11 protein-coding genes and 2 pseudogenes are annotated in these 12173 nt (G+C 65.6%); 9 read left to right on the plus strand and 4 right to left on the minus strand.

What is annotated here, in order from left to right:
* A partial coding sequence (gene ettA, locus VG320_RS15965; protein WP_327201060.1) for an energy-dependent translational throttle protein EttA occupies window positions 1-1336 on the plus strand: 1336 nt, incomplete at its 5' end.
* A gap of 160 nt (window positions 1337-1496) precedes the next feature.
* Window positions 1497-2672 (plus strand): DUF748 domain-containing protein, encoded by a 1176-nt coding sequence (locus VG320_RS15970; protein ID WP_327201061.1) that lies wholly within the window; start codon window positions 1497-1499, stop codon window positions 2670-2672.
* Window positions 2673-2679: 7 nt separating this feature from the next.
* Here the strand turns inward: VG320_RS15970 and VG320_RS15975 are convergent, their stop codons facing one another.
* From VG320_RS15975 to VG320_RS15985, 3 genes are read right to left on the minus strand one after another with little or no spacing between them, the layout of a single operon-like run.
* Window positions 2680-3303, minus strand: a complete 624-nt coding sequence (locus VG320_RS15975; RefSeq protein WP_327201062.1) for an HAD-IA family hydrolase — start codon at window positions 3301-3303, stop codon at window positions 2680-2682.
* A 40-nt stretch (window positions 3304-3343) separates the two neighbouring features.
* Window positions 3344-5158: an aminopeptidase P family protein gene (locus VG320_RS15980; RefSeq protein WP_327201063.1), complete on the minus strand. Its 1815-nt coding sequence runs from the start codon at window positions 5156-5158 to the stop codon at window positions 3344-3346.
* Between the two features lie 57 nt (window positions 5159-5215).
* Window positions 5216-5479 (minus strand): hypothetical protein, encoded by a 264-nt coding sequence (locus VG320_RS15985; RefSeq protein ID WP_327201064.1) that lies wholly within the window; start codon window positions 5477-5479, stop codon window positions 5216-5218.
* A gap of 196 nt (window positions 5480-5675) precedes the next feature.
* Here VG320_RS15985 and VG320_RS15990 point away from each other — a divergent pair, with 196 nt between their 5' ends.
* The 7 genes and pseudogenes from VG320_RS15990 (at window position 5676) to VG320_RS16020 (ending at window position 11879) form a co-directional block, all read left to right on the plus strand.
* The gene (locus VG320_RS15990) at window positions 5676-6422 is read left to right on the plus strand and encodes a response regulator transcription factor (RefSeq protein ID WP_327201065.1); all 747 of its coding nucleotides are present in this window, start codon (window positions 5676-5678) and stop codon (window positions 6420-6422) included.
* A gap of 27 nt (window positions 6423-6449) precedes the next feature.
* Window positions 6450-7718: pseudogene (hemA, locus tag VG320_RS15995) on the plus strand (glutamyl-tRNA reductase); the annotation flags it as partial.
* A 217-nt stretch (window positions 7719-7935) separates the two neighbouring features.
* Window positions 7936-9018, plus strand: coding sequence for a peptide chain release factor 1 (gene prfA / locus VG320_RS16000; RefSeq protein ID WP_144272476.1), 1083 nt, complete (start codon window positions 7936-7938; stop codon window positions 9016-9018).
* Window positions 9015-9881 (plus strand): peptide chain release factor N(5)-glutamine methyltransferase, encoded by an 867-nt coding sequence (gene prmC / locus VG320_RS16005; protein WP_327201067.1) that lies wholly within the window; start codon window positions 9015-9017, stop codon window positions 9879-9881. The genes prfA and prmC overlap by 4 nt, the downstream gene beginning before the upstream one ends.
* A gap of 114 nt (window positions 9882-9995) precedes the next feature.
* A complete protein-coding gene (gene grxD / locus VG320_RS16010; protein WP_112174893.1) occupies window positions 9996-10307 on the plus strand; it encodes a Grx4 family monothiol glutaredoxin in 312 nt (103 codons plus the stop codon).
* Window positions 10308-10320: 13 nt separating this feature from the next.
* Window positions 10321-10941, plus strand: coding sequence for a UbiX family flavin prenyltransferase (locus VG320_RS16015; protein WP_327201068.1), 621 nt, complete (start codon window positions 10321-10323; stop codon window positions 10939-10941).
* 140 nt (window positions 10942-11081) lie between these two features.
* Window positions 11082-11879: a class III extradiol ring-cleavage dioxygenase gene (locus VG320_RS16020; protein WP_327201069.1), complete on the plus strand. Its 798-nt coding sequence runs from the start codon at window positions 11082-11084 to the stop codon at window positions 11877-11879.
* 101 nt (window positions 11880-11980) lie between these two features.
* Here the strand turns inward: VG320_RS16020 and VG320_RS16025 are convergent.
* Window positions 11981-12173: pseudogene (locus VG320_RS16025) on the minus strand (amino acid:proton symporter); the annotation flags it as partial.

Raw genomic sequence — 12173 nt, forward strand, 5'->3', positions numbered from 1 at the left:
GTATGCCGAGCCGGACGCGGATTTCGACGCGCTCGCCGCTGAGCAGGCCAAGTACGAAGCGATCCTCGCCACCGCGGATGGCAGCGCCGAACAGCAGATCGAAATCGCCGCGGATGCACTGCGTCTGCCGGCATGGGACGCGAAGATCGGCAATCTGTCGGGCGGTGAAAAGCGCCGTGTCGCACTGTGCAAGCTGCTGCTCGAAAAGCCGGACATGCTGCTGCTCGACGAGCCGACCAACCACCTGGATGCCGAATCGGTCGAGTGGCTGGAGCAGTTCCTCACGCGTTTCCCGGGCACCGTGGTCGCCGTGACCCACGATCGCTACTTCCTGGACAACGCCGCCGAGTGGATTCTCGAACTCGACCGCGGCCACGGCATCCCCTGGAAGGGCAACTACTCCAGCTGGCTCGACCAGAAGGAAGAGCGCCTGAAGCAGGAAGAAGCGACGGAGTCCGCGCGCCAGAAGGCCATCAAGAAGGAACTGGAGTGGGTGCGCCAGAACCCGAAGGGCCGTCAGGCGAAGTCGAAGGCGCGTATCGCGCGCTTCGAGGAACTGTCGAGCACGGATTACCAGAAGCGCAACGAAACGCAGGAAATCTTCATTCCGGCGGGCGAGCGTCTGGGCAACGAAGTCATCGAATTCAAGAACGTCAGCAAGTCGTACGGCGATCGTCTCTTGATCGACGACCTGAGCTTCAAGATTCCGGCCGGTGCGATCGTCGGCATCATCGGGCCGAACGGCGCCGGTAAGTCGACCCTCTTCCGCATGCTCACGGGCAAGGAACAGCCGGATTCGGGCGAGATCGTGCAAGGCCCGACGGTCAAGCTCGCGTACGTGGACCAGAGCCGCGACGCGCTGGCCGCCAACAAGACCGTGTTCGAGGAAATCTCGGGCGGCGCGGACGTGCTGACGGTAGGCAAGTACGAAACGCCGTCGCGCGCCTACATCGGCCGCTTCAACTTCAAGGGCGGCGACCAGCAGAAGATCGTCGGCAATCTGTCGGGTGGTGAGCGCGGCCGTCTGCATCTGGCCAAGACGCTGATTTCGGGCGGCAACGTCCTGCTGCTGGACGAACCGTCGAACGACCTCGACGTCGAAACGCTGCGTGCGCTCGAAGACGCGCTGCTCGAATTCGCGGGCTCGGTCATGGTGATTTCCCACGATCGCTGGTTCCTCGACCGTATCGCCACGCACATCCTGGCGTTCGAAGGCGACTCGCAGGTCACGTTCTTCGACGGCAACTATCAGGAATACGAGGCCGACAAGATCAAGCGTCTGGGCGAAGAAGCCGCGCGTCCGAAGCGTCTGCGCTACAAGCCGATCAGCCGTTAATCAGGCTGTATCGATAGCAAACAACGGCGGCCCGCGGGCCGCCGTTGTCGCTTCTGCCAGACCTCTGCCACACCTCTGGCGCACCTGCGGCACGGCGGTTGCTCGAAGCGGCTACGCTTGATCGCTATTGATCCGCTCTTTGCATGGCGAGGTGTCCCGCATGTCGATGTCGAATCGCAGACGCCCGGCTTCCCGCATCACCTTGATCGTCGCGATCGTGATCGCCGCGCTTGTCGTGCTCGCGTTCGCCGGGCTCTACGCGCTTCAGCGCGAGGCCAAAGCCCGCGTGGAGGCCGCGCTTGCGCCCATTGGCACGGCGTCGCGCATCGACGTGGCCTTCTGGCTCACGTCCGTCGAACTCACCGACGTGCGCCTCAAACCGCCGCCCGACTGGCCCACCGCCGACATGCTGCACGCGCAGCGCATCACCATCACGCCCGATCTGCGCGCACTGCTCTCGCATCACGTCCACGTACGCGAAATCCATGTCAGCGATTTCACGATGACGGTCCTGCGCCGCCAGAACGGCTCGATCGAAATCCTGCCGAATCTGCGGCGCGAGATGGAGGCCGCGAACGGTGCGTCCCCGGGTGCGTCCCCGGCATCGGCGGCTTCCGGCGGCACCGGTCTGCCGACCGAAAAACTGATCGACCACATCGTTTTAGACAACGGCGCTTTCGTGTTCTACGACCGTTCGGTGAGCAATCCGCCGTGGCGCGTGACGGTGAGCGACGCGCACGCCAATGTCGATCACGTGCATCTGCCCGCGCTCGACGAACCCACGCACATTGCGGTGACGGGCGCGCTCAAAGGCCCGGCGCACACCGGTCACGTGAGCTTCGACGGCACGATGCGCCTGGCGAGCAAGGACTCGCAGACGCACACGACGCTGCGCGGCGTGGACATCGTTATGCTCGATCCGTATCTGCTGAAAAAAGCCGGCGCGAAGGCCAACGTCACGGGCGGTACGCTCGATCTCGACCTCACATCGACCGTGCGCGGCTACCATCTGCATGCGCCGGGCACCGTCACGCTGCACCATCTGCAACTGGCCGAAAGCGACGACCCGCTCGACTCGTTCCTGTCGATCCCGACGCGCGCAGCCGTCGCCGCGCTCAAGTCGCACAAGGGCGATATCACGCTGCATTTCGTGCTCGACGGGGATTTGCACGACCCGAAGTTCAAGCTCAACGAGAGCGTGATGACCGAGTTGCGGGCGGGGTTTGCGCAGGCGCTCGGGGTGAGCGCGCAAGGCGTGGCGCAGGGCGCGGGACAGACCGCGAAGGGTATCGCCGACGCGCTGCGCAATCTGTTCGGCGCGCCGGCGGCAAAGTAGCCGAGGATTAAACCGGCAGGCCGAGTTCGCGCAGCTTCGCGTCGGTGCCGGCGTTGCTCGTGTGATGCACGCCATGCCAGCCGAGCGCGTTGGCAGCTGCGGCGTTGTGCGCGTTGTCGTCGATAAAGACGATTTCGTTGGGCTGCACGCCCGGCAATTGCGCCTCGATACGGCGGAACATCTCGTGGAAGATCGCCGGATCGGGCTTCACCAGTTTCACGCGCCCCGACACCACCACATCGCGGCAGCGGCGCAGGATGCCAAAGCGCTCCCACGCCCACGGGAAAGTTTCCGCCGACCAGTTCGTGAGACCGAAGATCGGCACGTCCGCCGCTTCGAGCCGCTCGAAAGTGGCCACGCCGCCCTCCAGCAAACCACCGATCATCTCGTGCCAGCGCTCATAGAACGCACGGATCAGCGGCGCGTGGTCGGGAAAGCGCGCGACCAGTTCTTCAGTACCGACGGCGATCGGCTCGCCGCCGTCCTGACGCACGACCCAATCCATCGCGCAGACGTGGGTGAGAAACCAGCGGCGTTCGTCGTCGTTGGGAATCAGCTTGCGATAGAGATACTCGGGGCTCCAGTCCACCAGCACCCCGCCGAAGTCGAACACCACTGCCTTGATCGCCATGCGTCTGCACTCCGTCGATTGACCCTGCGTTAAAGAGCGATCAGATCGGCTGCGTGCGCTTTTCAAGCCACGCCAGCGCGTCGCCGCTCACATGCGGCGAGACGCGCTCGCGAACCGTCTGGTGGTAGGCATTGAGCCATGCGCGCTCGTCCTCGCGCAAGAGCGCCAGATCAATGCAGCGCGTGTCGATCGGGCAAAGCGTCAGCGTCTCGAATTTCAGGAAATCGCCGAATTCCGTCGTGCCCGCGCTCTGGTTCAGCACGAGGTTTTCGATACGCACGCCCCACTTGCCCGGACGATAGATGCCCGGTTCGTTCGAGGTGATCATGCCCTCTTCCATCGCCGTCCACGGCTCGGCGGGCGCGTAGTGCGAGATCACTTGCGGGCCTTCGTGCACGTTGAGGAAGTAGCCCACGCCGTGACCCGTGCCGTGGCCGTAGTCGGCGCCCGCTTCCCAGATCGGAGCGCGCGCGATGGCGTCGAGCATCGGCGAGCGGATGCCGCGCGGAAATTGCGCGCGCGACAGCGCCATCATGCCCTTGAGCACCAGCGTGAAATCGCGCTTTTGCTCGGCGCTGGGCGTGCCCACCGGCACCACGCGCGTGATGTCGGTCGTGCCGTCCAGATACTGGCCGCCCGAATCGATCAGCAGCAGGCCGTCGCCCTCGATCACGCTATGCGACTGTTCGGTCGCGCGGTAATGCGGCATCGCGCCGTTGGCGTTGAAGCCCGCAATCGTGCCGAACGACAGCGACACGAAGCCCGGACGGCGCGCACGCGCGGCGGTGAGCTTTTCGTCGATGGTGAGTTCGGTGATGGTCTCGTGGCCCAGCGCCGCTTCGAACCACGCGAAGAATTCAGCGAGCGCCGCACCGTCCTGCTCCATGGTGGCGCGTACGTGTTCGGCTTCCGCGGCGGTCTTGCGCGACTTCAGCCTCGTGCTCGGGTTGAGCGACTCGACGAGATTCACCGTCGCGGGCACCGTTTCCAGCAAACCGAGCGTCACACGGCGCGGGTCCACCAGCAGCGTTTCGCCCTCGGGCAGCGCGCCCAGCGCCGCGACGGCCTGCGTATAGGGCGCGACGCGCACGCCGTCGCGCGCGAGCGCCTGCGCGAGTTCGGCGCTCACCTTGCCTTCGGCGACGAAGAGCGTCGCGTCGTCCGGGCCGATCAGCGCGTGCGCGACGAACACCGGGTTGTAGTTCACGTCAGCGCCGCGCAGGTTGAAGAGCCAGGCGAGATCGTCGAGCGTCGAGATGAAGTGCCACTGCGCGCCCAGTTCCCGCATCGCTTCGCGCACCTGCGCGAGCTTGGCCGGACGCTGCGCGTCGGCGTGCGGCGCGACGTGTTCGTACACGGGCTCCACGGGCAGCGAGGGGCGGCCGCTCCAGACCGCATCGAGCAGATCGACATCGGTGCACAGCGCCACGCCGCGCGCTTCGAGCGCGTCGGCCAGCGAGCGCGCCGAGGCCACGCCCAGCACCGCGCCGTCCACCGCGACCGTGCCGCCCGCGGGCACGTTCTGCGCGAGCCACGCGATGTGCGGTGCGCTCTGCTGGCCAGCCGTCATCTTCATCAGTTCGATGCCGGTGCCCGCGAGCTGGTTTTCGGCCTGCACCCAGTAGCGGCTATCGACCCACACGCCCGCGAAATCCTTCGTCACGACCAGCGTGCCCACCGAACCGGTGAAGCCCGACAGCCACTCGCGGCCCTGCCAGCGGCGCGGCAGGTATTCGGAGAGGTGCGGATCGGCGGACGGCACGAGGGCGGCGTCGACGCTCGCGGCAACCATCGCGGCGCGCAGCGCGGCAATGCGTTCGGGAGTCGTGGACGTTTCGGGAAGTCGGGCGTTCATGTTTTCACCTGCGAGAGTTGCGTATGTGGGGTGCTGTAAGCGGGAATGCGGGGTCTGTCAGCGGCGCGCGCGCAGCGCCATCGACACCGCCACGAAGACGAACGCAACAGCCGTGCAGACCGGCCATTCGAGCAATTCGCCGTCGTAGAAGAGGCCGGTGGCGCGGCCTGCCGCTTTCGCTAGCGCCGCGCCGGCGAGGGCGGCGACGATGGCGAGCAGGAGCGTGCGGCCAGCCGGCCCGGCGGCGCGACGAAGGGGATGCAGCAGCCATCCCGCAAAGCCGATGGCGATTCCGAGGACGACGATGCCTGGCCAGCCCATTAGCGCCGTGTCCTAAGGAATTTCAGACGAGTCCTATAGGACTGCGGGGGGACGGCGAATAGCATTCCTAGGTCTCATTTACAACAGTATTTTTACTGGAAAACGGTCGGCTCAGCGCTTCCCGCGTAGCGCTTGAGTGTAGGGGGCGGGATGACTCAAGGCAAGCGCACCCGACCCGCCCCGGCTGCACTCCCCTATGCGAATCGCTCTTGTCGAACCTGACGCGCGCCAGGCTGAAATCATTGAACGCCTGCTCATTGCAGGCGGTCACGCCTGCCGCTATTTCCCTCACGGCGCCCCGCTTGTCGAAGCGCTGGAAGAGGACGCCTTCGATCTCCTGATGGCCGCCTACTGGTGCGGCGACCTCGGCGGGGACGAACTCATTCCGCGCGCGCGCCGTCTGCTGCCCGGACTGCCCGCCATCGTGCTGATGGCCTCGCCGCACGAAAGCGAAATCGTCGCCAGTCTGCAGGCCGGTGCCGACGACTGCATCGCCAAGCCCGTGCGCGGCCCTGAAATGCTCGCGCGCATCGACGCGCTGCTGCGCCGTGCCGGTGTACGCCGCCCGCGCAACCGCGCGCACTACGGCTTTGGCGACTATCAGTTCGATTCGGCGCGCTATGCGGTCAATTTCAGGGGCCACAGCGTCACGCTCACGCCCAAGGAATTCCGCTTCGCCTTGCTGCTTTTCACCAATGCATCGCGCCCCGTTTCACGCGCGCGCATTCTGGAAACGGTCTGGAATCTGAACCGCGACGTTCGGTCGCGCACGCTGGACACGCACGCCTCGCGGCTGCGCAGCAAATTGCAGCTAGGACCCGAGCACGGCTGGCGCTTAACCACGCTATACGGCTACGGATATCAACTCGAGCGACTACCGATTAATACTGGGGATGACGCTGACATTGCCGACGCCAATGTCAGAAGCGCGGAAAAGTTATAATATCCGCCTAAATCTTCGCCCCATGGTATGCAGCTTCTAACGATTGGAATCAATCACCACACCGCGCCCGTCGCCTTGCGCGAACGCGTGGCGTTTCCGCTCGAACAGATCAAACCGGCCCTCGCCCTGTTCAAGGAAGCGTGGACCGGTGGCAAGCGCACCCTCAGCGCGCCCGAAGCTGCCATCCTGTCCACCTGCAACCGCACCGAGCTTTATTGCGCGACCGACGCGCAAGCCTCGCGCGATTCCGCAGTGGAATGGCTCTCGCACTACCACGGCATCCGCGCCGAAGAACTCGCTCCCCACGTCTACACCCTGCCGCAGTCCGAAGCGGTGCGTCACGCGTTCCGTGTGGCGTCGGGTCTGGACTCGATGGTGCTGGGCGAAACGCAGATCGTCGGCCAGATGAAAACGGCGGTGCGCACCGCCACCGAAGCCGGTGCGCTCGGCACCTATTTGAATCAGCTGTTCCAGCGCACCTTCGCCGTGGCGAAGGAAGTGCGCAGCAGCACGGAAATCGGGGCGCAATCTGTGTCGATGGCCGCGGCCGCCGTGCGTCTCGCGCAGCGCATCTTCGACAAGATTGCCAACCAGCGCGTGCTGTTCATTGGCGCGGGCGAAATGATCGAGCTTTGCGCCGCGCACTTCGCCGCCCAGCAGCCGCGCGAACTGGTGGTCGCCAATCGCACTGCCGAGCGCGGCCGCTATGTGGCAGAACGTTTCGGCGGCAAGTCGATTCCGCTCTCCGAACTGCCCGCGCGCATGCACGAGTTCGACATCATCGTCTCGTGCACGGCCTCCACGTTGCCGATCATCGGTCTGGGCGCGGTCGAGCGTGCCGTCAAGGCGCGCCGTCACCGCCCCATTTTCATGGTCGATCTGGCGGTGCCGCGCGACATCGAAGCCGAAGTCGGCCAGCTCGAAGACGTGTTCCTCTATACCGTCGACGATCTCGGCACGATCGTGCGCGAAGGCAATGCCTCGCGCCAGGCCGCGGTCGCGCAGGCCGAAACCATCATCGAAACGCGCGTGGCGAATTTCATGCAGTGGCTCGACTCGCGCAGCATCGTGCCGGTCATCCGCCACATGCACACGCAGGCCGACGCGCTGCGCCGCACCGAACTCGATCGCGCGCGCAAGATGCTCGCGCGCGGCGACGATCCGTCCGCCGTGCTCGAAGCGCTTTCGCAGGCGCTCACCAACAAGCTGATTCACGGCCCGACGCACGCGCTCAACACGTCGAGCGGCGAAAGCCGCGACTCGCTGATCGAGCTGATGAGCGGCTTCTACCGCCACGGTCAGCCGGCCAGGGGTGGTGAAGCGCAAGCGGCGGCTCAGACCGTCGCGCAGGCGTCCAATCTCGACGAATCGTCCAACGCGTCCGGTTCTTCGGACCGTTAGCGGCACTCGCCGCGCAAGCCGTCCGCGCATGCGATTTGCGCGACGACACCAGGGCTTCCGCCCGCCTCTCCTTTTCCCGCAGTCCTGACCGGAGTTCGCTCCGCACCGCCCGATGAAAACGAGCATGCAATCGAAGCTCGACCAGCTGACGACACGCCTGGCCGAGCTGAACGACCTGTTGAGCCGTCCCGATGTGACGTCCAACCGCGACCAGTACCGCAAGCTCACACGCGAGCACGCGGAAATTGGGCCGGTGGTCGAGCACTACGCACAATGGCGCCAGGCCAAGGATGACGAAGCGGCCGCCAAGGATCTGCTGTCGGACGCCTCGATGCGCGACTTCGCCGAAGACGAAGTGAAGGCCGCGCGCGAACGCATGGCGCAGTTGCAGCACGAGTTGCAGATGATGCTGCTGCCGAAGGACCCCAACGACGATCGCAACGTCTTCCTGGAAATCCGCGCGGGCACGGGCGGCGACGAATCCGCGCTGTTCGCGGGCGACCTGCTGCGCATGTATCTGCGCTACGCGGAGCGCAATCGCTGGCAGATCGAAATGATGTCGGCGAGCGAATCGGACCTGGGCGGCTACAAGGAAGTCATCGTGCGTATCGCGGGCGAAGCGGCCTATTCGAAGCTCAAGTTCGAATCCGGCGGCCACCGCGTGCAGCGCGTGCCCGCCACCGAAACGCAGGGTCGCATCCACACCTCGGCGTGCACGGTCGCGGTGATGCCGGAAGCCGATGAAATCGGCGAAGTCGAGATCAATCCCGCCGATCTGCGTATCGACACCTTCCGCGCTTCGGGCGCAGGCGGCCAGCACATCAACAAGACCGATTCGGCGGTGCGCGTCACGCACATGCCGACCGGCATCGTGGTCGAATGTCAGGACGACCGCTCGCAGCACAAGAACAAGGATCGCGCGCTCAAGGTGCTGGCCGCGCGCATCAAGGACAAGCAGTATCAGGAGCAGCACGCCAAGGAAGCGGCCACGCGCAAGAGCCTGGTGGGCTCGGGTGACCGTTCGGAGCGCATCCGCACCTATAACTTCCCGCAAGGGCGTCTGACCGATCACCGCATCAACCTGACGCTCTATCGCCTCGAAGCGATCATGGACGGCGATCTCGCCGAACTGATCGGCGCGCTGGTATCCGAGCATCAGGCCGAGCAGCTCGCGTCGCTGGGCGACGCCGATTGAGCGCCGCTGACATCGTGAGCGAACCGCACGTCACCGCCGACGCCCTGCTGCGCGCCTCGCCGCTGCCGGCGCTGGAAACGCGCATTCTGCTGATGCACGTGCTCGGCTGGCGTCGCACCGAACTCATCACGCGCGGCGACGAACCGCTCGAAAGCGCGAGCGTTGCCGCGTATCGCGCGCTCGAAACACGCCGCGCGGCCGGCGAGCCGATCGCGCAACTCGTGGGCGCGCGCGAGTTCTTCGGCCTCGACTTCGAGGTCACGCCCGACGTGCTGATTCCGCGCCCGGAAACCGAATTGCTGGTGGAAACCGCGCTCGCGGCCATCGAAGGCGTGGCCCAGCCGCGCGTGCTCGATCTGGGCACCGGCAGCGGCGCGATCGCGGTGGCGATCGCCTCGGCGCGGCCTGACGCGCGCGTGTGGGCCGTCGACCGTTCGGCTGGCGCGCTTGGCGTAGCCGCGCGCAACGCCGCGAAGCTGCTCGACGCCACGCGCGCGGGCGGCGCGCTGACGTTTATCGAAGGAAGCTGGTACGACGCGCTGGACGCCGCGCTGCGCTTTGACGTGATCGTCAGCAACCCGCCCTATATCGCCAACGGCGACCCGCATCTGGACCAGGGCGACCTGCGCTTCGAGCCGCGCGGCGCGCTCACTGACGAAGCCGACGGCCTCAGTGCCCTGCGCGCGATCGTCGAAGGCGCTCCGGCGCGCCTCGTCGCGAGCGGCGTGCTCTGGATGGAGCATGGCTACGATCAGGCGGCGGCCGTGCGCGCGTTGCTCGATGCGCGCGGTTTTGCCGATGTCGCCTCCAGGCTCGATCTGGCGGGCATCGAGCGCATCAGCGGCGGCCGCTTCACGAGCTAGAACGCGCCGGATTGCCTTGGGCACGCCCGGCCCGCACGGACGAAATCCGCTATCATTTCGTTCTGCATCCCACGTATTCCGCATCAACCTCATTCAAGCAAGCCAAGGTCAGACATGGACACCCAACAGCGCATCAAGCAGATCGTCGACGAAAACGCCGTCGTCCTCTTCATGAAGGGCAACGCGCAGTTTCCGATGTGCGGTTTCTCCGGCCGCGCCGTGCAGATCCTGAAAGCCTGCGGCGTCGATCAGCTCAAGACGGTCAACGTGCTCGAAGACGACGAGATCCGCCAGGGCATCAAGGAATTCTCGAACTGGCCGACGATTCCCCAGCTGTACGTGAAGGGCGAATTCATCGGCGGTTCGGACATCATGATGGAGATGTACCAGAACGGCGAACTGCAGCAACTGTTCGCAGCCGCTTAAACCCGGCCCGGTCTTGTCTCGCGTGAACGCCGCGCCTGCCGTCCCGTCGGGCGTTCCACGCCGTCTGATCATCGCGATCACGGGCGCCACGGGCGCCGTCTACGGCGTGCGCATGCTGGAAACGCTGCGGCGCCTGGGCGGCGTCGAGACGCATCTGCTGATCTCGGCCGCTGGCTGGCTCAATATCCAGCAAGAGCTGCAGCTCAGCAAGGAAGACCTCCACGCGCGCGCCGATGTCGTTCATTCGGTGCGCGACGTGGGCGCCACGATCGCCTCGGGCTCGTTCGCGACCGACGGCATGATCGTCGCGCCCTGCTCGATGAAGACGCTCGCAAGCGTCGCTCACGGTCTCTCCGACAACCTCATCGCCCGCGCCGCCGACGTCACGCTCAAGGAGCGCCGCCGGCTCGTGCTGCTGGTGCGCGAAACACCGTTCAACCTCGCGCATCTGCGCAACATGACCGCCGTGACAGAGATGGGCGGCGTGATCTTCCCGCCGCTGCCCGCGTTCTACAGCCAGCCCGCTTCGATCGACGAGATGGTCGATCACACGGTCGCGCGCGTGCTCGACCTGTTCGCGCTTGGCCCGGCGCTCGCCCCTGCGTGGCCGGGATTGCGAAGCGCTGCCGACTGATCTGACGCGATTTTTCGCTTAGCCCATTATCAACATGGGCGACACAATCAATTCCCCGACGCCCCGTTTAATTCATCCGGGTTGAGTCTTATATTGATCGTAATGCGAAACTTTCCGGCCGCTTCGCGCGGCTCACGATCATGACCACCCGCACCCCCACGCTTTTCCTGTCGCACGGCGCGCCCACGCTGCCGATCGACCCTGCCATGCCGCGCGAAGGCTTCACGGCGCTGGCGCAACATCTACCGCGTCCCAAGTCGATCCTGATGCTGTCGGCGCACTGGAACACGCAGCGCCCGGCCGTCAGCACGGCGACGCAGCCCGAGACGATCCACGACTTCTACGGCTTTCCGCGCGCGCTCTACGAGATCCAGTACTCCGCGCCCGGCGCGCCCGAAACCGCGCTGCGCGCCGCTGCACTGCTGCGCGCCCAGGGCGTGGAAGTCGATGAGGAAGCACACGGCCTCGACCACGGCGCCTGGGTGCCGATGCTGCTGATGTTCCCCGACGCCGACGTGCCGGTCGCCCAGCTTTCGATCCAGCCGCGCGCCGACGCCGCGTATCACTTCGCCGTGGGCCGCGCGCTGCGCGAACTGCGCGACGAAGGTGTGATGGTGGTCGGCTCCGGCCAGATCACCCATAACCTGCGTCAGGCCGACTTTTCGGCGCGCCCCGAGGACGCCGACCCGCGCGTGGCCGAGTTCACCGACTGGTTCGAAGCACGGCTGGCCGCGCGCGATATCGACGCCCTGCTCGACTATCGCCGCCAGGCGCCGCACGCGGTCCTGATGCACCCGACCGACGAGCATCTGCTGCCAGTCTTTGCCGCACTGGGCGCCGCCGACGACGATTACACGCTCGGCGTGCAGTCGCTCGGCACCTACCAGCGCGCGCTGGCAATGACGAATTACGTGTTCGGGTCGCCGACGCCCCAGTAAGCGAAGTAGGCGCCCGCCGCGCGCCGCAAGCGCAGACGCAAAAAAGCCCGCCTGAATCGCTTCAGGCGGGCTTTTTAATGGGTCAGTGCTTATTTCGGCGATTAATGAGCGCCGATACCTTCGAGCACTTCGTCGTGTTCCTTACGCTCTTCCAGATACGGCGTGCGGTAACCCGAATTCACGCCCCAGTAGTAGAAGCCGAGCGAGATGATCGCGACCACCAGCATGTCCCAGCCGTAGGGAATCAGGTCGTGACCGCCAAACTGCTTGCTGCCGATCAGCGAGAGGATTGCC

The sequence above is a fragment of the Paraburkholderia sp. genome (genome assembly GCF_035948235.1).
Lineage (GTDB): Bacteria > Pseudomonadota > Gammaproteobacteria > Burkholderiales > Burkholderiaceae > Paraburkholderia.